The sequence below is a fragment of the Pseudomonas sp. JE3303 genome (genome assembly GCF_056312565.1).
In genome coordinates this window covers 191,440-212,539 of sequence record NZ_JBWGIF010000013.1, presented here as the reverse complement: position 1 = coordinate 212,539, position 21,100 = coordinate 191,440, and the positions used below count along the sequence as shown (strand labels likewise).

Below are 21,100 nucleotides of genomic sequence, written 5' to 3'. Positions count from 1 at the left end.
GGTTATCGGCGGGTATCGCGGAAGCTGAAACGCTTTTTTTGCTTAATTGCCTTCTGTTACAGGCCCCGGGCGCTGAACGTATCGCAATCGGTCACCTCTCCTGTAGCAAAGCCGGTCTTGAACCATTTCACCCGCTGCGCGGAAGTGCCGTGGGTAAAGGAATCCGGTACGACGCGCCCCTGGCCTTGTTGCTGCAAGCGGTCATCGCCAATGGCATTGGCGGCGTTGAGGGCTTCTTCCACGTCACCCGGTTCCAGCCAGTTCAGGCGTTTCTGCGCCTGGAAAGCCCAGACGCCGGCCAGGCAGTCGGCCTGCAGCTCCTGGCGTACCAGCAAACCGTTGGTGCCCTCCATGCGCTGGCCTCGTTGGCGGGCAGCCTCCACCTGCTTCGAGACGCCGAGCAGCGTCTGCACATGGTGGCCGATCTCATGGGCAATCACGTAGGCCTGGGCGAAGTCGCCTGCGGCGGAGAAGCGTTGTTCCATCTCGCGGAAGAAGGTCATGTCCAGGTAGACCTTCTGGTCGGCAGGGCAGTAGAACGGGCCTACGGCCGAGGAGGCAAAGCCGCAGGCTGAATTCACCTGACCGCTGAACAGCACCAGGGTCGGATCGCGGTACTGGCGGCCGCCCTGGGCGAACAGCGCCTTCCAGGTGTCCTCGGTGTCGCCCAGCACCGACGCAACGAACTCGGCCTGCTCATCGTTGGCCGGTGGCGCCTGGCCGCTGGGGCCGGAGGTCGCACCCTGCTGTTGCATCTGCCCGGTAAGCTGGCCAAGAATCTGCAAGGGGTCCTGTCCGGTAATCCAGCCGATCCCGACGATCAGCAGGATGGCACCGATGCCCAAGCCCTTGCCGCCGCCGAAGCGCATGCCGCCACCGCCCTCCCCACGGGCATCGACCACATTGTCGCTACGCCTGCCTTTTCGCCATTGCATGGATGCTCTCCCGCATCAGGAAATATGGAACAAAGATTAGTCCAGCCATGGCACCCACGGGAGGCGGGTACAGGCGACATAACCGTTTGGTTATGCATGCGACAGCGGTTTTCAGTATTCAGCTCCCGCTACTTGTCCGAAACTGCACGCTCGCCTGCCACGCACAGGCGACCCGATAATTCCAAGAGAGAGGAAACCGGAATGCCTGCCCAGGACACCAGCCGCTTTGTGATCCGCGATCGCAACTGGCACCCCAAGGCCTTGACCCCTGACTACAAGACCTCGACGATGCGCTCCCCGCGCCAGGCACTGGTCAGCATTCCCCAGTCGATCAGTGAGAGCACCGGCCCCAACTTCTCGCACCTGGGCTTCGGCCCCCACGACAACGACCTGCTTCTCAACTTCAACAATGGTGGCCTGCCGATCGGCGAGCGCATCATCGTTGCCGGACGCGTGTGCGACCAGTTCGGCAAGCCTGTGCCCAACACCCTGGTGGAAATGTGGCAAGCCAACGCCGGTGGCCGCTACCGCCACAAGAACGACCGCTACCTGGCCCCGCTTGACCCCAATTTCGGCGGTGTAGGCCGCACCCTCACGGACAGCCAGGGCTATTACAGCTTCCGCACCATCAAGCCCGGCCCTTACCCATGGCGCAACGGTCCTAACGACTGGCGTCCGGCGCATATCCACGTCTCGGTCAGCGGCCCGTCGATTGCAACCCGCCTGATCACCCAGCTGTATTTCGAAGGCGACCCGCTCATCCCCATGTGCCCGATCGTCAAGTCCATCGCCAACCCTGAGGCGGTGCAGCAACTGATCGCCAAGCTCGACATGAGCAACGCCAACCCGATGGATTGCCTGGCCTACCGCTTTGATATCGTCCTGCGCGGCCAGCGCCAGACCCACTTCGAAAACTGCTGAGGAGGCCCGTCATGCCTATCGAACTGCTGCCCGAAACCCCTTCGCAGACCGCTGGCCCCTATGTGCACATCGGCCTGGCCCTTGAAGCGGCGGGCAATCCACCCCGCGACCGCGAGATCTGGAACCGCCTGGCCCAGCGTGACGCGGCTGGCGAGCACATCGTGCTGATCGGCCATGTCTATGACGGAAACGGCCACCTGGTGCGTGATTCGTTTCTGGAGTTCTGGCAGGCCGATGCTGCAGGCCAGTACGTCGACGACTACAACCCCGAGAACGACTTCAACAGCTTTGGCCGCACGGCCACCACCTTCGATGCGGGCGAGTGGGCGCTGCACACGGTCAAGCCAGGCGTGGTGACCAATGCCGCAGGCATGCCGATGGCACCGCATATCAACGTCAGCCTGTTTGCCCGGGGGATCAATATCCACTTGCACACGCGGCTGTACTTCGAAGACGAGGCCGAGGCCAACGCAAGGTGCCCGGTGTTGAATCTGATCGAGCAGCCGCAGCGGCGCGAGACATTGGTTGCACGGCGGTGCGAGGTGGAAGGGAAGACGGCGTACCGGTTCGATATCCGGATCCAGGGGGAGGGGGAGACGGTGTTCTTCGATTTCTGATGCAAGACCGCGCCACTGCGATCTGCTGACTTGCCAGCGAATAGCAGCGGCGCGGTGAATGGGTTACCGCCGGACCAGCAGCACTCCGCTTTCCATATGGTGCGTATATGGGAACTGATCAAACACCGCGCACCGCTCAACCCGGTGCGTGTCCTGCAGCTGGGCAATGTTGGCCGCCAGCGTCTCCGGGTTGCAGGAGATGTACAGGATGCGCTCGAAGCGGCGGGTCAGCTCGCAGGTGTCCGGGTCCATCCCGGCACGGGGCGGGTCGACGAACACGCTGCCGAAGTCGTAGCTTTTGAGGTCGATCCCTTCCAGGCGGCGGAAAGGCCGCACCTCGTTGAGGGCCTCGGTCAACTCTTCGGCCGACAGGCGCACCAGGCGCACGTTGTCGACGCCGTTGTCATCCAGGTTGTGCAGCGCGGCATTCACCGAGGTCTTGCTGATCTCGGTGGCCAGCACCTTGCGCACTCGGGTCGCGAGGGGCAGGGTGAAGTTGCCATTGCCGCAGTACAACTCCAGCAGGTCGTCATCGCGCTCGCCCAGCGCCTCGTAGGCCCAGCCAAGCATCTTCTCGTTCACCGTGCCGTTGGGCTGGGTGAAAGCACCCTCTGGCTGGCGATAGCGGAATGTACGCCCGGCAACATCGAGCGATTCGACGGCGTAGTCGCGGCCTATCACCACGCGCTTGCCCTTCGAGCGGCCGATGATGCTCACGCCCAACTCGGCGGACAACTGCTGTGCTTCGGCTTCCCATGCCTCGTCCAGCGGACGGTGGTAGCAGAGGGTGATCATCGCGTCGCCCGCGAGGGTGGTCAGGAACTCTACCTGGAACAACTTGAAGCTCAGCGCGTGGCTGGCTTGCCAGGCGGCCTTCAGGCGTGGCATCAGGTCGTTGATCTGCAGGCTGGCGATAGGGAAGTCGTCGATCAGGATCGGCGTGTACTTGTCCCCTGGGGCGAACATCGCGTAGTGGCGTTGCTCGTTTTCGCGCCACAGGCGAAACTCGGCGCGCAGCCGGTAATGTTCGCGAGGCGAGTCGAACACGGCAGGCTCCGGCGCATCGAAAGGCGCCAGCAGGCCGCGCAGGCGCTCGACCTTGGCGGCCAGTTGCTCGGAATAGCTCGAAGGGTCGAAGACAGCACTCATGCGTTGAACCAGCCCAGCTTGATGACAAAGAGAATGGACAGGATCACCAGCGCAGGATTCAGGTCACGGTAGCGACCGGAGAGCAGCTTGATGGCAGTCCAGGCGATGAATCCGAAAGCGATGCCGTTGGCGATCGAATAGGTCAGCGGCATGGCCAGGGCAGTCACTACCACGGGTGCGGCTTCGGTGACGTCGTCCCAGTTTATTTCCGCCAGGCCCGAGGCCATCAGCACGGCGACGAACAGCAGCGCCGGCGCCGTGGCGAAGGCAGGCACGCTGCCGGCCAGCGGGGCAAAGAACAAGGCCAGCAGGAACAGTGCCGCCACCACGATGGCGGTCAGGCCCGTCCGGCCACCGGCGCTTACGCCCGCCGCCGATTCGATGTAGCTGGTAGTGGTCGAAGTGCCGAGCAACGAACCCGCCATGGCGGCGGTACTGTCCGCGATCAGGGCGCGGCCCATCTTCGGCATGTGTCCGTCCTTGCCCATCAGGCCGGCGCGCTTGGCGACGCCGATCAGGGTGCCGGAGTTGTCGAACAGGTCGACGAACAGGAAGGCGAAGATCACGCTGACCAGGCCCACGTCGAGCGCGCCCATGATGTCCAGCTGCAGGAAGGTCGGCGCCAGCGACGGCGGCATCGACACCACGCCGGCGAATGGCGTGACGCCCAGCACGATCGACACCACGGTCACGGCGAGAATCCCGATCAGCACGGCGCCGCGAAGCTTCATGGCCTCCAGGGCGACGATCAGGAAGAAGCCCAGGGTCGCCAGGATCGGCGCTGGCTGCCGGAGGTCGCCCAGGCCTACCAGGGTGGCCGGGTTATCAACGACGATACCTGCGTTATGCAGCGCGATCAGCGCCAGGAACAGGCCAATGCCCGCGGCGATGGCCGAGCGAAGCGGCAGTGGGATGCTGTTGACGATCCATTCGCGGATGCGGAAGATCGACAGCAGGAAGAACAGCACCGCCGAGAGGAACACCGCGCCCAGCGCCACCTGCCAGGTATGGCCCATGTGCAGGACCACCGTGTAGGTGAAGAAGGCGTTCAGGCCCATGCCCGGCGCCAGCGCGATCGGGTAGTTGGCGATCAGGCCCATGGTCACCGAGCCGATGGCTGCGGCGAGGCAGGTCGCGACGAAGATCGCGCCCTTGTCCATGCCAGTCTCGCCGAGGATGCTCGGGTTGACGAACAGGATGTAGGCCATGGCCAGGAACGTGGTGATACCCGCAAGTATCTCGGTGCGCACGTTGGTGTCGTGTGCTTTCAGTTGAAACAGCCTTTCCAGCATGCCCGCTCCCCATGACGCTCCAGCGCCGCGAAATGTATCGACCCCATCAGCAAAGCACAGACCGTACCAGGCGCCGTGGTTTTATCCGGGGTGAAAAAAGCCGCGCATCATACCAGCATGGTTGCCAGGCGGTAATGCGTGTTGCAGTACACTTGATCGATCCTGTGGTATCGCCGCCGGCAACTCACCGTACTCCTCAGCGAAAACACCCATGCGACTGATCGATTATCACGGACTGTCCCCGCTTCAACGCAGCCAGTTGATCGACATCGACGTGCGTCCTGGGCAGCTGCGCTTTGCCGGCGATATCTCGAGCGCGCTGTACATTCTGCTCAGCGTCCAGAGTGATGACCGGCGGGGCATTGCGTTGCTGGTGGAGGACACGCCCAGGGCATTCATGCTGATCGAGCGCGGGACGCACCTCCCGGCATGGGCCGAGCCTGACGCGGTGACGCTCAGCGCCTTGCAGGTCGACTGGCGGTGCCAGGGCCGAGGCTTCGGACGCTTCTGCATGACCGCGCTGCCTCCATTGGTGCGCCGCGTGTGGCCACAGGCCCGACGGATGCAATTGTCGGTGGATCCGCAGAACGAGGCGGCCATTGCCCTGTACCTGTCCACCGGCTGGTGCGACAGCGGAGAGGGCTACCGGGCCCGCGTCGACCGAGAGCGCGCGATGACACTGCCGCTCTAGTCGCTGGCGCTCATGTGCCTTGGCGTTTGCTGTGCATGTGGTCGCGGCCTGCCAGGGTCGGGAACAGCTTGATCCACACTCCGGTCACCACCAGTGTGCCGACGCCACCAAGCACTACCGCTGGCACTGTGCCAAACCAGTGCGCTGTAACGCCCGATTCGAACTCGCCGAGCTGATTCGAGGCACCGATGAACAGGCCATTGACGGCGCTCACCCGGCCACGCATCTCATCGGGCGTCTCCAACTGCACGAAGGCGCTGCGGATGACCATGCTGATCATGTCGGCGGCGCCCAGTACCACCAGCACCGCCAAGGAAAACCAGAACGACGTCGACAGCCCGAAGCCGATGGTCGCCACACCGAACACGCCGACGGCGGTGAACATCACACGGCCCACCTTGCGCTCCACCGGGAACCGCGCGAGCCACACCGACATCAGCAACGCCCCGACCGCTGGCGCCGAGCGCAACAGGCCCAGGCCCCAGGGGCCGGTGAGCAGGATGTCCTTGGCGAACACCGGCAGCAGGGCAGTGGCACCGCCCAGCAGGACCGCGAACAGGTCCAGCGATATCGCGCCGAGGATGTCCTGGCGGCTGCGGATGAAGCGCACGCCCGCCAACAGAGATTCCAAGGTGGCGCGGCCATGCTGGGCGACTTGCTGGCGGGCGTCCAGGCTCAGCGTCAGCGTGCACGCGATGGCATAGAGAACCACGGTGGGGCCATAGACCCAGAGACTGCCGAAAGCGTAGAGAAAGCCGCCTACGGCAGGCGCGACGATAGTCGCGGCCTGGGTGGCCGATGCCGAAGCCGCCACCGCGCGCGGAAACAGCCCAGGCGGCACGACGTTGGGCAGCAGCGCCTGGGTTGCCGGCATCTCGAATGAGCGAGTCGCGCCCAGCATGAAGGCCAGGATGAAGATCATCTCGCGGCTGACGCTGTCGCTGGCGCTGGCCACCGCCAGCGACAGTGCGATCAACCCTTGCAGGCTCTGGCACAGCGCGGCGACCCGGCGGCGGTCGTAGCGGTCGGCGACGTGACCGGTGTGCAGCATGAACAGCACCCGCGGAGCGAATTCGACCAGGCCCACCAGGCCCAGGTCGAGCACGTTGCCGGTCAGCTGGTACAGGTGCCAGCCAATGGCCACAGTCAGCATCTGGAAGCCGCTAGCGGTGAAAACCCGGGCTAGCCAGAAGGCGAGGAAAGGGCGGTGGTGGCGCAACAGTAGCGGGGCGTCTGACATCGGCAAACCTGATCCATGGCGGCGGGGGGGCGCTGCAGATTATCACCAGTTTGTAACACAAGGTTGCAGATTGACGCCGCATCGAGACGGTCCGGCCACGGTCTGATGATTTCCAGAAGCAGGTGAGACAACCGGCCACGCGGCAAACAGCCACACTTCCCGGCGGGGCTTTCGGGACTATGCTTTGGGCTGTTGTTGACCTGGATCAATACGCCCGGGCTTCACAACAGAACCACCAGGCCCTGACGCCCGCGATCCAATAGAACAATTTCACCACGTCGTACTCGTAACCGTGGGGGCAGCAGGCTGAATGCCTGATGCCTGGTGCCGGATCACCTGACTGAGGAAGCACTATGTTCGGTTTAGAGGCTCTAGATCTCGCCCGAATCCAGTTCGCGTTCACCGTGTCGTTCCACATCCTGTTCCCGGCCATCACCATTGGTCTGGCGAGCTACCTTGCTGTTCTCGAAGGCCTCTGGCTCAAGACGGGCAACAGTGTCTACCGTGACCTCTACCATTTCTGGTCGAAGATCTTCGCTGTGAACTTCGGCATGGGCGTGGTCTCCGGCCTGGTCATGGCCTACCAGTTCGGCACCAACTGGAGCCGCTTCTCCGACTTTGCCGGCGCCGTCACCGGGCCTTTGCTGACTTACGAGGTGCTCACCGCCTTCTTCCTCGAGGCGGGTTTCCTGGGTGTCATGCTGTTCGGCTGGAACCGCGTTGGGCGCGGCCTGCACTTCTTCTCCACGGCAATGGTAGCGCTCGGCACCCTGGTCTCGACCTTCTGGATCCTGGCCTCCAACAGCTGGATGCACACGCCGCAGGGCCACGAGATCATCGATGGCCGGGTGATTCCAATGGACTGGCTGGCGGTGATCTTCAACCCCTCCTTCCCCTATCGGCTGGCGCACATGGCGACTGCCGCGTTCGTTGCCACCGCCTTCTTCGTCGGCGCTTCGGCCGCCTGGCACCTGCTGCGTGGGCGTGACAACCCGGCCATCCGCAAGATGCTGTCGATGGCCATGTGGATGGCCCTGATCGTAGCGCCCGTACAGGCGGTGATCGGCGACTTCCATGGCCTGAACACCCTCGAGCACCAGCCTGCGAAAATCGCCGCGATCGAAGGGCACTGGGAGAACGAGCCGGGGGTGCCCACGCCGCTGATCCTCTTCGGTATTCCCGACATGCAGGCCGAGGTCACTCGCTACAAGATCGAAGTGCCGGCCCTGGGCAGCCTGATCCTCACCCACAGCCTGGACAAGCAGGTACCGGCGATGAAGGAATTCGCGCCCGAGGACCGACCGAATTCGCTGATCATCTTCTGGTCGTTCCGCCTGATGGTCGGGCTCGGCATGCTGATGATCGCCGCGGGCCTGTGGAGCCTCTGGTTGCGCAAGCGCGGCACGTTGCACAGCTGCCGGCCGTTCCTGTACTTCGTGATGTGGATGGGACCCTCGGGGCTTATCGCGATCCTGGCGGGCTGGTTCACCACCGAGATCGGTCGTCAGCCGTGGGTGGTCTATGGCCTGATGCGCACGGCCGACGGCGTGTCCAACCACAGCTATGCCCAGCTCAGTATCACCCTGGTGATGTTCGTGGTCGTCTACTTCGCCCTGTTCGGCACCGGCTTCGGCTACATGATGCGCCTGGTGCGCAAAGGCCCGCACACCGGCGAAGGCGACGAGCAGAACCCTGGCGGCCCAGGACAGAAACGCACCCCGGCGCGGCCGCTGTCGGCGTCCTACGAGTCCACGGTTGGCGACAACGTCAGCCACAGCAAGGAGAACTGAGCCATGGGTATCGATCTTCCGCTGATCTGGGCCGTGGTGATCATCTTCGGCATCATGATGTACGTGGTCATGGACGGGTTCGACCTGGGCATCGGCATGCTCTTTCCCTTCGTAAAGGACGAGCGCGACCGTGATGTGATGATGAACACCGTGGCGCCGGTGTGGGACGGCAACGAAACCTGGCTGGTACTGGGCGGTGCCGGGTTGTTCGGCGCCTTTCCGCTGGCCTACTCGGTGGTCCTGTCGGCGCTCTACCTGCCGCTCATGCTGATGCTGGTAGGGCTGATCTTCCGAGGGGTGGCGTTCGAATTTCGCTTCAAGGCACGGGATGAAAAGCGCCACCTCTGGGACAAGGCGTTCATCGGCGGCTCGCTGGTAGCGACTTTCTGCCAGGGTGTTGCGCTGGGTGCGTTCATCGAAGGCTTCAAGGTGGTCGACCGCAACTACGCCGGCGGTTCGCTGGACTGGCTGACGCCGTTCAGCCTGTTCTGCGGGCTGGGGTTGATCGTCGCCTATACCTTGCTCGGTTGCACCTGGCTGATCATGAAGACCGAAGGCGACCTGCAGCGGCGCATGCATCACCTGGCACGCCCGCTGGCGTTGGTGCTGCTGGTGTTCATCGGCATCGTCAGCCTGTGGACCCCGCTGGCCTACCCCAACATTGCCGAGCGCTGGTTCAGCATGCCCAACCTGATCTGGTTCATGCCGGTGCCGCTGCTGGTGATGGTGACCTTCTACGGCCTGTTACGCGCCGTGGCGAGCAAAGCCAACTACCGGCCGTTCCTGCTGACGCTGGTGCTGATCTTCCTGGGGTACAGCGGCCTGGGGATCAGCTTGTGGCCGAACATCATCCCACCGTCGATATCCATCTGGGATGCAGCCGCGCCGCCACAGAGCCAGGGCTTCATGTTGGTGGGCACGCTGTTCATCATCCCGTTGATCCTCGTGTACACCTTCTGGAGCTACTACGTGTTCCGCGGCAAGGTGACCCACGACGACGGCTATCACTAGGAGGGGCAGGGCATGACGGGAAAGGACGGTATCGAGGAGGAGAAGAAACCGCTCTGGCAGCGCTTGGGGTGGCTGGTACTGATCTGGTGCGCCAGCGTCGCCACCTTGGGCGTGCTGGCGTGGTTGATGCGGATGTTCATGGCTGCGGCGGGCCTGACGACCCACTGAGACAGCGGGTAATTACTTGCGCGCTTTGAGCACCACGAACTTCGGCGTCGCCGCCACCTGTTCCACCCCACGGAACAGCCGCGCCAGCTTGCTGTGATAACCCAGGTGGCGATTGCCGACGATATACAGCGCGCCACCTACCACCAGCGCTTCCCGCGCCTGCTGGAACATGCGCCAGGCAAGCAGGTCGCCGACCACTTGCTGCTGGTGAAACGGCGGATTGCACAGCACGACGTCGAGCGACTGCTTCTCCTGGCTTGCCAGTCCATCGGCAGCTTCGATGATGGAGGGGCGATCGCCTAGCGCTGCCTGCCAGTTTTGCCGGGCCGATTGCACTGCCATGTAGGATTCGTCCAGCAAGGTGAGATGCGCCTCGGGGTTGGCCAAGGCACAGGCGATTCCCAGCACGCCGTTGCCGCAGCCAAGGTCGGCTATCCGCGCCTGACCCAGGTTGCGCGGCAGGTGCGGAAGGAAGGCGCGGGTGCCGATGTCCAGTCCTTCACGGCAGAACACGTTGGCATGGTTGAGCAGCTCGAGCGGTGGCATGTCGAGTTGGTAGCGGGTCGGGTAAGGCGAACGGGCGAGCGGGCGCTCATCCAGCGTGGCGGTGAGCAGACGTGCCTTTTTCTGTGCCAGAGAAGCCTGCACCGGGCCGACATACTTCTCGAGCAGGTCGCCTGCCGCGCGAGGCAAGTGCTTGATCATCGCGCCGGCGACCACCTGGGCGCCCGGCGCCAGGTGCCCCTGCAGGCGGATCAGTTGTTCTTCAAGCAGGGCCAGAGTCTTGGGCACACGCACCAGGACCCGGTCGAAATGACCTTCCCATTGTTCACTCGCAGGCACGAACGTCACGCTGTCGTATGCGCGGCCGTTGGCGACCAGGTTTTTCTCCAGGGCCATGCGTGCGAGGTGCGAGTCGCCGCTGCTGACCACCTCGAGTTTGCCGGAAAGACTGATGGCCAGTGCACCAAAGCTGTCGTTCAGCACCAACACGCGGCAGTTATCTGCCGGAGCCTGTTCAGCCAGGTTGTCCAGCAGATACTGGTCGGCCGCGTCGAAGGCCTGCAGAGGATCGTTGGCCTGCTCCGGCTGGCGGATCAGGTCGAGTTCGGCGAAGGGGCTGGAAAACAAGGGCATGGAATCGGCTCGGGTACAAAGGGCGCCCACCACAGGAAACGGCAGGCTGAAAGCGGCGATTCTACAGTGCTTTGCCCCCGCCGTGAGCCTGGACTGAGCTCAGACAGGCCGCAGAGGATGCTGGTTTTGCAGCTTCTCTGACACAGGCTTCGGGATAGCCCTACCAACCAGCGGTGTTCATCGCCAAGGCTTTGCGCGACACTTGCAACCATCTGATCGATGGAGCACCCCATGACCGCCAGCGCCGAGAAATTTACCCGCCAGACCCTGCTCGACGTGCAGCCGTTGACGCCCAACCTGTTCAGCCTGCGGACCACCCGCGATCCAGGCTTTCGGTTCAGCGCCGGACAGTTCGCGCGCCTGGGGGTGACCAAGCCTGACGGCAGCGTGGTATGGCGGGCATATTCCATGGTGTCGGCACCACACGACGAACACCTGGATTTTTTCTCGATCGTGGTACCGGGAGGCGAATTCACCAGCGAGCTGAGCCGGCTGGGGGAGGGCGACCAACTGTTGATCGACCGCCAGGCCTTCGGTTATCTGACCCTGGACCGCTTCACGGGCGGCCGTGATCTCTGGCTGCTGGCCACTGGTACAGGCATCGCGCCGTTCGTGTCGATCCTGCAGGGCTTCGAGGCCTGGGAGCGTTTCGACAGCATCAAGCTGGTGTATTCGGTGCGCGAGGCGAAGGAGCTTGCCTATCTCGACCTGATCAACGGCCTTGAACAGCGCGAGTACCTCGCCGAGCATGCGGGCAAGCTGCAGTTTATCCCAGTGGTCACCCGGGAGGCTTATCCAGGGGCCCTGAATGAGCGAATCACCACCCTGATTGAAAACGGCGGACTGGAGGAGGCAGCTGGCCTTGCGCTGACGCCTGAGCATTCGCGAATCATGCTGTGCGGCAACCCCGACATGATCGACGAGACCCGCAAGGTGCTCAAGGCGCGAGACCTGCAGTTGAGCCTTAGCCGGCGGCCTGGGCAGGTCGCCGTCGAGAACTACTGGTAACCGTTGCACGGCGCCGCGAAGGCGCCGTGCATGAGGCCAGCGTCAAGGCAGGCGATTCTGATCCTGGCGCTGGGTCTTGAGCAGGTCGCGGATCTCGGTCAGCAGGGTTTCCTGGGGAGTAGGGGCTGGCGGCACGCTGGGTGCTGCAGCCTCTTCGCGCTTGAGGCGGTTGATGACCTTGACGCCCATGAAGATGGCGAAGGCAATGATGATGAAGTCGATCACCGTCTGGATGAACTTGCCGTAGGCCAGCATCACCGCCGGTACATCGCCGTTGGCTGCCTTGAGCGTGATGGCCAGGTCGCTGAAGTCCACACCACCGATCAAAAGGCCCAGTGGTGGCATGACCACGTCGCCCACGAAGGACGAGACGATCTTGCCGAACGCGGCGCCGATAATGATACCGACCGCCATGTCCACGACGTTTCCTTTGACCGCGAAGGCCTTGAACTCTTTCAGCATGCCCATGGGTTTATTCCTTGTTACAAATGGTGAAGGTTAACGCAGTGTAATTCAGCATCGTGCATGACGCTGCGCACTGGAGTTAGTGACTGTCCTTGCACCAAATAGTTTTGTCGCCTCGCCTCAGGCTCGGCAAAGGCTGCGTCGGTTATCATGGCGGTTTTGCCAGGAGACTGTCCCATGGCCAAGGCCAAGCGCTTGTATGGCTGCACCGAGTGCGGTGCGACCTTTCCAAAATGGGCGGGGCAGTGCAGCGAATGTGGCGCCTGGAACACCTTGGTCGAGACCATGCTCGAAAGCGGCGCCGCTGCGGCGCCCAGCGGGCGGGCCGGATGGACCGGGCAGCAGGCGCAGATCAAGACCCTGGCAGAGGTCAGCGTCGAGGAAATCCCCCGTTTCAGCACCAGCAGCTCCGAACTTGATCGGGTGCTGGGCGGTGGCCTGGTCGATGGCTCGGTGGTGCTGATCGGTGGCGACCCCGGCATCGGCAAGTCGACCATCCTCTTGCAGACCCTGTGCAATATTGCTGAGCGCATGCCGGCGTTGTACGTCACGGGCGAAGAGTCCCAGCAGCAGGTGGCCATGCGCTCGCGGCGCCTTGGCTTGCCGCAGGACCAGCTCCGCGTGATGACCGAGACCTGCATCGAGACCATCATCGCCACGGCGCGTCTCGAAAAGCCGAAAGTGATGGTCATCGATTCGATCCAGACCATCTTCACCGAGCAGTTGCAATCGGCACCGGGCGGCGTTGCCCAGGTTCGCGAAAGCGCGGCCCTGCTGGTGCGCTATGCCAAGCAGAGCGGCACGGCGATTTTCCTGGTAGGGCACGTCACCAAGGAAGGCGCGCTGGCCGGCCCCCGCGTGCTGGAGCACATGGTCGACACCGTGCTGTATTTCGAGGGTGAGTCCGACGGGCGCCTGCGCCTTTTGCGGGCGGTGAAAAACCGTTTTGGCGCGGTCAACGAGCTAGGCGTGTTCGGCATGACCGACAAGGGCCTGAAAGAGGTGTCCAACCCCTCGGCGATCTTCCTCAACCGCGCCCAGGAGGAAGTGCCTGGCAGCGTGGTCATGGCCACCTGGGAGGGCACCCGGCCGATGCTGGTAGAGGTGCAGGCGCTGGTCGATGACAGCCATCTGGGCAACCCGCGCCGCGTCACCGTGGGCCTGGACCAGAACCGCCTGGCAATGCTGCTGGCCGTGCTGCACCGTCATGGTGGCATCCCGACTCACGACCAGGATGTGTTTCTCAACGTGGTGGGCGGGGTCAAGGTGCTGGAAACGGCATCGGACCTGGCACTGCTGGCGGCGGTGATGTCCAGCCTGCGCAACCGCCCCCTGGCCCATGGACTGCTGGTGTTTGGCGAGATCGGTCTTTCAGGTGAGGTACGACCGGTGCCCAGCGGTCAGGAGCGCCTCAAGGAAGCCGCCAAGCACGGCTTCAAGCGTGCCATCGTACCGAAGGGCAACGCGCCGAAAGAGTCTCCGGCGGGGTTGCAGGTGATTGCCGTGACGCGGCTGGAGCAGGCGCTGGATGCGCTGTTCGAGTAGGAGCGGCGGTACGGAAGCCCCAGCGACCTGCTCCTGCACCTTGCTCAGTGCTCCGCGGCAGCTGCCTGCCGCTTGAGCGGCAGGCTGTCATCGGCTTCGTCCAGCACGGGAATTTCCTTGCCCTCGGCATCGAACAGCTTGCCATCCTTGAAGTAGTCCCCGTCACGCAATACCGAGAGGTCCGAGTAGTGGATGGTGCGCTCGTAACCCGCGGCGAATACCGACTGCTGGTCCGAGTTGCCGGCCTTGAAGTGGTTGAACGCCAGGTTCAGCACGATCGCCATGATCGCCGCCGAGCTGATGCCTGAGTGGAAGATGGTTTCGAACCAGTTCGGGAAGTGATGGTAGAAGTTCGGGGCGGCGATCGGGATCATGCCGAAGCCCAGCGAGGCGGCGACGATGATCAGGTTCATGTTGTTCTTGTACTCGACCTTCGACAGCGTGCGGATGCCACTGGCAGCCACGGTGCCGAACAGCACGATGCCTGCGCCGCCCAGCACCGAGGGCGGTACCGCGGCGATCACCCGGCCCATGACCGGTAGCAGGCCGAGCACCACCAGGATTACCCCGCCCGTGGCAACCACATAGCGGCTCTTGACGCCCGTCACCGCGACCAGCCCGACGTTCTGCGCGAAAGCGCTCTGAGTGAATGAGCCGAAGATCGGCGCCAGGACGCTCGACGCCATGTCCGCGCGCAGGCCGTTGCCCAGACGCTTCGAGTCCACCTTGGTCTCGATGATCTCACCCACGGCAAGAATGTCCGCCGAGGTCTCTACCAGGGTCACCATGATAACGATGCACATCGAGAGGATGGCGGCGATATGGAAGGTGGGCATGCCGAAATGGAAGGGGGAGGGAAATGCCATCATCGGGCCTTCGCCGACCTTGCTGAAGTCGGTCATGCCCAGGCTCCAGGCGATCAGCGTGCCGATGATCATCGCCAGCAGGATCGACAGGCGGGAGATGGACGCGCTGCCCAGCTTGCTCAGTAGCAACACGGTGCCGAACGTCGCGGCCGCCAGGCCGATGTTCGCCATGCTGCCAAAGTCAGGGGCCTGGCTGTTTCCGCCCATCACCCAGCGTGCGGCCACGGGCATCAGGGTCAGGCCGATGGTGGTGATGACGATGCCGGTCACCAGCGGTGGGAAGAACTTGGTGATCCGCGAAAACACCGGCGTGATCAGGAATCCGATAAACGAGGCTGCCATGACCGCACCCAGCACGCCTTGCAGGCCACCGCCGCTCTCGCTGCTGAGGATCGCTCCCATGGTAGCTACCCCGGCAAACGACACCCCTTGCACGAGCGGCAACTGGCAGCCGAAAAACGGCAGGCCAAGGGTTTGCAGCAGTGTGGCCAGCCCTCCTGCGAACAGCGACGCGGCGATCAGCAGGCCGATATCGGCGGGGCTCAGGCCGGCGGCCTGGCCGAGAATCAGAGGCACCGCGACGATGCCACCATACATGGTCAGAACATGCTGCAGGCCGTAGGCCAGGTTGGCGCCAATACCCAGGTTCTCGTCTTCTGGACGCTGGGGTGATGACGTACTCGGGGAGGTAGTCATTGAGCAGGCTCTCTGTTTATTGTTGTGGCTCTACTGTAGACAACTACTGGCATGGATTGCCATAACAATTGTATACAATATTTTGATTTGAGCACGAACACGCGCACCCTCAGGTTGCCCGAGGGCTCTATGCAGATAGCGTTCCAACTGCCAGGAGGCTGGCTTAGAGGGGTGTGTACAAACTGCTACCCACCAGCTGCGAAGCTGTCTGGGTAGACAGGAAACATGTCAGGGCGAGTCCGTTAGCTGGCTAAGAGATTTCAAACTTCGATGAGTTCGCGCAACTCACGCATCATTTCGGTGCTGTCGGCCAGGTTCAGCTCCACAAGACGGTGCACGTGGCTCAGTGAATCCAAGTCGATGTGCAGACAGACAAAACCCAGCCGGTCAGGCTCTTCATGGCGCAGTTCCACCTGCATCTGCAGGCGGGCCTGAGGGCTGAGGTGAATGATGGCCTCGAAGTCCTGTGTAAGGTCGACATCCCAGGGCTCGGGACGTCTTATCAAAAGACCCTTGAGAGACAGGTCCAGAAGCTTGACCGGCCAGCAGTGCTTGCCCTGGCAAAGCTCGGTCGGCGCGTCAAAGGCAATGCGCTGGAAACGGCGGCGTTCGTCGTGATCGCTCATCATCGATAAAACCCTCTGGGCTACTGCCTGACTATAGTTGAAACAGCTGGGTCACACGGATACCGCTAAACTGGCTGCAAAGGCTCTAGATCAAAGCAAGTGTGGCAATGCGCCCAGACTGGCCCTAGACTCGATGGGCGGTCTTTCCAATTCACCAGCTGGAAGCTAACCATGAACAACAATAATAGCCTGCTGCGCCACATTCCGTGGTTGGTGGTGGCAGTCATAGGGGCCGCTGCGCTGGGTGTGGTTGCCCTGCGCCGTGGCGAGGCAGTCAACGCCTTGTGGATCGTGGTCGCGGCGGTCGCCATCTATCTGGTCGCCTACCGCTACTACAGCCTGTTCATCGCCACCAAGGTGATGCAACTGGACTCGCGCCGTGCCACCCCGGCGGTGCTCAACAACGATGGTCTGGACTATGTGCCGACCAATAAACACATTCTTTTCGGTCACCACTTTGCCGCCATTGCCGGCGCCGGCCCCCTGGTCGGTCCCGTGCTCGCCGCGCAGATGGGCTACCTGCCCGGCACGCTCTGGCTGATTGCCGGCGTGGTGCTGGCCGGTGCCGTACAGGACTTCATGGTCCTGTTCCTGTCCACCCGCCGCAATGGCCGTTCCCTGGGCGACATGGTCCGCGAGGAAATGGGCCGGATCCCGGGCACCATCGCCCTGTTCGGTTGTTTCCTGATCATGATCATCATCCTTGCGGTGCTGGCGCTGATCGTGGTCAAGGCCCTGGCCGAGAGCCCGTGGGGCATGTTCACTGTCATGGCGACCATCCCAATCGCCATGTTCATGGGCGTCTACATGCGCTATATCCGACCCGGACGGATCGGCGAGATCTCGGTGATGGGCGTGGTCCTGCTGCTGCTCTCGATCTGGCTGGGGGGCGTGGTGGCGGCTGACCCGGTATGGGGCCCGGCATTCACGTTCACCGGCGTGCAGATCACCTGGATGCTCGTAGGCTACGGGTTCGTCGCCGCCGTGCTGCCAGTGTGGCTGGTACTGGCGCCGCGTGACTACCTGTCGACCTTCCTCAAGATCGGTACGATCATTGCGCTCGCCATCGGTATCCTGGTCATCGCGCCCGAGCTGAAGATGCCGGCGCTGACCCAGTTCACCGACGGCACCGGCCCGGTCTGGAAGGGCACCCTGTTCCCGTTCCTGTTCATCACCATCGCCTGCGGCGCGGTCTCCGGCTTCCATGCCCTGATCTCCTCGGGCACTACGCCCAAGCTTCTGGACAACGAAACCAACGCCCGCTACATCGGTTACGGTGGCATGCTGATGGAATCGTTCGTGGCCATCATGGCCATGGTCGCCGCCTCGGTGATCGAGCCAGGCGTGTACTTCGCCATGAACAGCCCGGCCGCCGTGGTCGGCAGCGACGTGGTGTCGGTGGCGCAGACCGTCAGCAGCTGGGGCTTCGCCATTACCCCCGAGCAGCTTGAAGCGACCGCCAGGGACATTGGCGAGCACACGATCCTGGCCCGCGCCGGCGGTGCGCCGACGCTTGCGGTGGGTATCGCGCAGATCCTTCACCAGGTACTGCCGGGTGAAAACACCATGGCGTTCTGGTACCACTTCGCGATTCTCTTCGAGGCGCTGTTCATCCTTACCGCCGTGGACGCCGGTACCCGTGCCGGACGCTTCATGCTGCAAGACCTGCTGGGCAGCTTCGTGCCAGCGCTCAAACGCACCGAGTCCTGGGGCGCCAACCTGCTCGCGACCGCAGGGTGCGTGGCCTTGTGGGGATACCTCCTGTACCAGGGTGTGATCGATCCGCTGGGAGGCATCAATACCTTGTGGCCGCTGTTTGGTATCTCCAACCAGATGCTGGCGGGTATTGCACTGATGCTCGGCACCGTGGTCCTGATCAAGATGAAGCGCCAGCGCTATGTCTGGGTCACCCTGCTGCCGGCCGTCTGGCTGCTGATCTGCACCACCACTGCGGGCCTGATCAAGCTGTTCGACCCGAATCCGGCGGTGGGCTTCCTGGCCTTGGCCAACAAGTACAGCGTGGCGCTGGACGCAGGCCAGGTGCTGGCTCCGGCCAAGGATATCGGCCAGATGCAGCATGTGATCTTCAACGCGTACACCAACGCCGGGTTGACGATCCTGTTCCTGGTGGTGGTGTTCAGCATCCTGTTCTTCGCCCTCAAGGTCGGTTACGCCGCCTTGGGGCGCAAAGAGCGCAGCGACAAGGAAACCCCGTTCCAGGCCTTGCCTGACGCGTAACCAAGAGGAATGCGGTGATGTTCAACGACCTCGGTCGACTGGGTAAATACCTGGGACAGGCGGCCCGCCTGATGGTCGGCATGCCCGACTACGACACCTACGTCGAGCACATGCAGACCAAGCACCCGGACAAGCCGGTGATGAGCTACGAGGTGTTCTTCCGCGAACGCCAGGAAGCCCGTTACGGCGGCAAGGGTGGGCCCAAGTGCTGTTGAAACGCAGCTGCTGAGGGCGTTTGAAACCTGTGGGAGCCCGGCATGCCGCGCTCCCACAGTCATTTTTGGACAGGAGACCTTTCGTTTGCACGTACCTATTCCCGTCACAGTGCTCAGCGGCTTCCTGGGTGCCGGCAAGACTACCCTGCTACGCCACCTGCTCAAGGCCGAGCACGGCCTGAAGATTGCCGTGATCGAAAACGAGTTCAGCGATGCCGGCATCGACACCCAGTTGCTGGGCGACGAGCCGGTGCAAGTGATGACCCTGGCCAACGGCTGCGTGTGCTGCAGCATCCATACCGACCTGACCAAGGCCTTGTTCCTTCTGCTGGAGCGTCTGGACGCCGGCGAAATCGCTTTCGACCGCCTGGTGATCGAATGCACCGGCCTGGCTGACCCGGCGCCGGTGGCGCAAACCTTCTTCATCGAGGAAGAGCTGCGTGATCGCTACATCCTTGACGGCATCATCACCCTGGTCGACGCCGCCCATGCCGAGCAGCACCTGACCCAGTCCATCGCCCAGGCCCAGGTCGGTTTCGCCGACCGCCTGCTGCTCAGCAAGACCGACCTGGTCGAGCCTGCTGCTGTCGAGGCCCTGACCGAACGCCTGACCCGTATCAACCGCCGCGCCGCGATCCGCGTGGTCGAGCATGGGCGCATCGACCTTGCCGAACTGCTCGACGTCCGGGGCTTCAACCTCAACGACGACCTCGGCGCCAACCTGGCGCCGACCCTGCGCCCCCTGCGCGCGCCCGCCACCCCTGACCGCATCTCCAGCCTGGTCCTGCGCACCGATGCCCCGCTGGACATCGACCGCCTCAGCGACTTCATGAACGAACTGCTAGAGGACCATGGCAAGCAACTGTTGCGTTACAAGGGCGTGCTCAACATTGCCGGCGAAGACCGCCGCCTGGTGTTTCAGGGCGTGCTGAAGCTGTATGGGTTCGACTGGGACAGCGAATGGGCGGACGGAGAAGTGCGCGAGAGTGTGATGGTGTTCATTGCGGATGAATTGCCCGAGGAGAAAATCCGGGCGGGGTTTGAGGCGTTGGGTGACGGTTGATCGCCGTTTGCATTCCTTGGCCCCCACAAAAAAGCCCGGCATCAAGCCGGGCTTTTCAGATCAGGCGATCGCCAATCAGTTGCCGTACACCGGCAGCTTCTTGCAGACGGCCTTGACTTTCTCGCGAACGGCGTCGATCACCGCTTCGTTGTTCAGGTCGGCCAGGATGTCGCAGATCCAGCCGGCCAGCTCGCGGCACTCGGCTGCCTTGAAACCACGGGTGGTGACGGCCGGGGTGCCGAAGCGCAGGCCCGAGGTGACGAACGGGGAGCGTGGGTCATTCGGCACCGAGTTCTTGTTCACGGTGATGAATGCCTTGCCCAGGGCAGCGTCTGCGTCCTTGCCCGAGATGTCCTGCTTGATCAGGGAGAGCAGGAACAGGTGGTTCTTGGTGCCGCCGGAAACGACGTCGAAACCACGCTCGATGAACACTTCGGCCATGGCCTGGGCGTTCTCGACGACTTGCTGCTGGTAAGCCTTGAACTCAGGCTGCAGGGCTTCCTTGAAGCAGATCGCCTTGGCGGCGATGACGTGCTCCAGCGGGCCGCCCTGGGCACCAGGGAAGACAGCGGAATTGAGCTTCTTCTCGATGTCGGCGTTGGCACGTGCCAGGATCAGGCCGCCACGTGGACCACGCAGGGTCTTGTGGGTGGTGGTGGTGACCACGTCGGCGAAAGGAACCGGGTTCGGGTAGACACCTGCGGCGACCAGGCCGGCCACGTGGGCCATGTCGACGAACAGGTAGGCACCGACCTTGTCGGCGATTTCGCGGAAGCGGGCGAAGTCCAGGACCTGCGAGTAGGCGGAGAAGCCTGCCACAACCATTTTTGGCTTGTGCTCGAGGGCCAGGCGCTCGACTTCGTCGTAGTCGATCAGGCCGTTGGCATCGATGCCGTACTGGATGGCGTTGTACAGCTTGCCCGAAGAGCTGACCGAAGCGCCGTGGGTCAGGTGACCGCCATGCGCCAGGCTCATGCCCAGGATGGTGTCACCGGCCGACAGCAGCGCCAGGTAGACAGCGGCGTTGGCCTGCGAGCCCGCATGCGGCTGGACGTTGGCGTAGTCGGCGCCGAACAGTTCCTTGGCGCGGTCGATTGCCAGCTGCTCGACGACATCTACGTATTCGCAGCCACCGTAGTAGCGCTTGCCCGGGTAGCCTTCGGCGTACTTGTTGGTCAGGACCGAACCCTGGGCTTCCATGACGGCGGGGCTTGTGTAGTTTTCCGAAGCGATCAGCTCGATATGCTCTTCCTGGCGCTGAGCTTCTTGCTCCATGGCGGCAAAGAGATCGGCGTCGTACTTGGCAATGGTCAAATCACGGCTGAACATGGCGGTCCTCAAGGATCGGGCTGAAAAGGGGGGCATTCTACCCCATCGCTCGAGGGCTGGCATATGAAACGGCATCATGTCGCAGACCAGTGGAATTC

General features: G+C 63.0%; 20 protein-coding genes. 11 read left to right on the top strand and 9 right to left on the bottom strand.

The annotated features are described in order from the left end of the window. Window positions 1–56 precede the first annotated feature (56 nt). A complete protein-coding gene (gene ypfJ, locus AC0ZZU_RS19350; RefSeq protein WP_476342813.1) occupies window positions 57–935 on the bottom strand; it encodes a KPN_02809 family neutral zinc metallopeptidase in 879 nt (292 codons plus the stop codon). Between the two features lie 201 nt (window positions 936–1,136). On the opposite strand from ypfJ, the gene pcaH reads away from it, so the two are divergent. Both pcaH and pcaG read left to right on the top strand, forming a co-directional pair. Then, window positions 1,137–1,856 carry a protocatechuate 3,4-dioxygenase subunit beta gene (pcaH, locus tag AC0ZZU_RS19345; protein ID WP_476342811.1) on the top strand — a complete coding sequence of 240 codons (720 nt, stop codon included), beginning with the start codon at window positions 1,137–1,139 and terminating at the stop codon, window positions 1,854–1,856. An 11-nt stretch (window positions 1,857–1,867) separates the two neighbouring features. After that, complete coding sequence (gene pcaG, locus AC0ZZU_RS19340; protein WP_476342810.1) at window positions 1,868–2,473, top strand: protocatechuate 3,4-dioxygenase subunit alpha; 606 nt, start codon at window positions 1,868–1,870, stop codon at window positions 2,471–2,473. A 63-nt stretch (window positions 2,474–2,536) separates the two neighbouring features. On the opposite strand, the gene trmA is transcribed toward pcaG, so the two are convergent. Both trmA and AC0ZZU_RS19330 read right to left on the bottom strand, forming a co-directional pair. Then, the gene (gene trmA / locus AC0ZZU_RS19335) at window positions 2,537–3,622 is read right to left on the bottom strand and encodes a tRNA (uridine(54)-C5)-methyltransferase TrmA (protein WP_476342809.1); all 1,086 of its coding nucleotides are present in this window, start codon (window positions 3,620–3,622) and stop codon (window positions 2,537–2,539) included. After that, window positions 3,619–4,914, bottom strand: coding sequence for an NCS2 family permease (locus tag AC0ZZU_RS19330; protein ID WP_476342808.1), 1,296 nt, complete (start codon window positions 4,912–4,914; stop codon window positions 3,619–3,621). Before AC0ZZU_RS19330 ends, trmA begins: the two co-directional genes overlap by 4 nt. 211 nt (window positions 4,915–5,125) lie before the next feature. Between AC0ZZU_RS19330 and AC0ZZU_RS19325 the strand changes: the two genes are divergently transcribed. Next, window positions 5,126–5,605 (top strand): GNAT family N-acetyltransferase, encoded by a 480-nt coding sequence (locus AC0ZZU_RS19325; protein ID WP_476342807.1) that lies wholly within the window; start codon window positions 5,126–5,128, stop codon window positions 5,603–5,605. A 10-nt stretch (window positions 5,606–5,615) separates the two neighbouring features. Here the strand turns inward: AC0ZZU_RS19325 and AC0ZZU_RS19320 are convergent, their stop codons facing one another. Next, window positions 5,616–6,845, bottom strand: a complete 1,230-nt coding sequence (locus AC0ZZU_RS19320; protein WP_476342806.1) for an MFS transporter — start codon at window positions 6,843–6,845, stop codon at window positions 5,616–5,618. Between the two features lie 353 nt (window positions 6,846–7,198). Between AC0ZZU_RS19320 and AC0ZZU_RS19315 the strand changes: the two genes are divergently transcribed. From AC0ZZU_RS19315 to AC0ZZU_RS19305, 3 genes are read left to right on the top strand one after another with little or no spacing between them, the layout of a single operon-like run. Beyond that, window positions 7,199–8,635 carry a cytochrome ubiquinol oxidase subunit I gene (locus AC0ZZU_RS19315; RefSeq protein ID WP_476342804.1) on the top strand — a complete coding sequence of 479 codons (1,437 nt, stop codon included), beginning with the start codon at window positions 7,199–7,201 and terminating at the stop codon, window positions 8,633–8,635. 3 nt (window positions 8,636–8,638) lie between these two features. Then, entirely contained in the window at window positions 8,639–9,646 is a 1,008-nt protein-coding gene (gene cydB / locus AC0ZZU_RS19310) for a cytochrome d ubiquinol oxidase subunit II (RefSeq protein ID WP_476342802.1), read from the top strand. Between the two features lie 12 nt (window positions 9,647–9,658). Continuing rightward, on the top strand, window positions 9,659–9,814 hold the full coding sequence (locus tag AC0ZZU_RS19305; protein WP_476342800.1) for a DUF2474 domain-containing protein: 156 nt from the start codon (window positions 9,659–9,661) through the stop codon (window positions 9,812–9,814). Between the two features lie 12 nt (window positions 9,815–9,826). On the opposite strand, the gene AC0ZZU_RS19300 is transcribed toward AC0ZZU_RS19305, so the two are convergent. Next, window positions 9,827–10,951, bottom strand: a complete 1,125-nt coding sequence (locus tag AC0ZZU_RS19300) for a methyltransferase (protein ID WP_476342799.1) — start codon at window positions 10,949–10,951, stop codon at window positions 9,827–9,829. 231 nt (window positions 10,952–11,182) lie between these two features. Between AC0ZZU_RS19300 and AC0ZZU_RS19295 the strand changes: the two genes are divergently transcribed. Then, a complete protein-coding gene (locus AC0ZZU_RS19295; protein WP_476342797.1) occupies window positions 11,183–11,959 on the top strand; it encodes a ferredoxin--NADP reductase in 777 nt (258 codons plus the stop codon). Window positions 11,960–12,001: 42 nt separating this feature from the next. Here AC0ZZU_RS19295 and mscL read toward each other — a convergent pair whose 3' ends face one another. Continuing rightward, window positions 12,002–12,427 carry a large-conductance mechanosensitive channel protein MscL gene (gene mscL / locus AC0ZZU_RS19290; protein WP_476342795.1) on the bottom strand — a complete coding sequence of 142 codons (426 nt, stop codon included), beginning with the start codon at window positions 12,425–12,427 and terminating at the stop codon, window positions 12,002–12,004. A gap of 174 nt (window positions 12,428–12,601) precedes the next feature. On the opposite strand from mscL, the gene radA reads away from it, so the two are divergent. Then, window positions 12,602–13,969, top strand: a complete 1,368-nt coding sequence (gene radA / locus AC0ZZU_RS19285) for a DNA repair protein RadA (protein ID WP_476342793.1) — start codon at window positions 12,602–12,604, stop codon at window positions 13,967–13,969. A gap of 44 nt (window positions 13,970–14,013) precedes the next feature. On the opposite strand, the gene AC0ZZU_RS19280 is transcribed toward radA, so the two are convergent. Together AC0ZZU_RS19280 and AC0ZZU_RS19275 are read right to left on the bottom strand one after the other, a co-directional pair. Then, entirely contained in the window at window positions 14,014–15,531 is a 1,518-nt protein-coding gene (locus AC0ZZU_RS19280; RefSeq protein WP_476342791.1) for a nucleobase:cation symporter-2 family protein, read from the bottom strand. Between the two features lie 260 nt (window positions 15,532–15,791). Then, complete coding sequence (locus AC0ZZU_RS19275; RefSeq protein WP_476342790.1) at window positions 15,792–16,157, bottom strand: PilZ domain-containing protein; 366 nt, start codon at window positions 16,155–16,157, stop codon at window positions 15,792–15,794. A gap of 171 nt (window positions 16,158–16,328) precedes the next feature. Between AC0ZZU_RS19275 and AC0ZZU_RS19270 the strand changes: the two genes are divergently transcribed. From AC0ZZU_RS19270 to yjiA, 3 genes are all read left to right on the top strand, one after another. Continuing rightward, on the top strand, window positions 16,329–18,395 hold the full coding sequence (locus AC0ZZU_RS19270; protein ID WP_476342788.1) for a carbon starvation CstA family protein: 2,067 nt from the start codon (window positions 16,329–16,331) through the stop codon (window positions 18,393–18,395). A gap of 17 nt (window positions 18,396–18,412) precedes the next feature. Next, window positions 18,413–18,610 carry a YbdD/YjiX family protein gene (locus AC0ZZU_RS19265; protein WP_158460487.1) on the top strand — a complete coding sequence of 66 codons (198 nt, stop codon included), beginning with the start codon at window positions 18,413–18,415 and terminating at the stop codon, window positions 18,608–18,610. 85 nt (window positions 18,611–18,695) lie between these two features. Then, window positions 18,696–19,673: a GTPase gene (gene yjiA / locus AC0ZZU_RS19260; protein WP_476342787.1), complete on the top strand. Its 978-nt coding sequence runs from the start codon at window positions 18,696–18,698 to the stop codon at window positions 19,671–19,673. A gap of 75 nt (window positions 19,674–19,748) precedes the next feature. On the opposite strand, the gene glyA is transcribed toward yjiA, so the two are convergent. Next, window positions 19,749–21,002: a serine hydroxymethyltransferase gene (glyA, locus tag AC0ZZU_RS19255; RefSeq protein ID WP_476342786.1), complete on the bottom strand. Its 1,254-nt coding sequence runs from the start codon at window positions 21,000–21,002 to the stop codon at window positions 19,749–19,751. Between the last annotated feature and the right edge of the window lie 98 nt (window positions 21,003–21,100).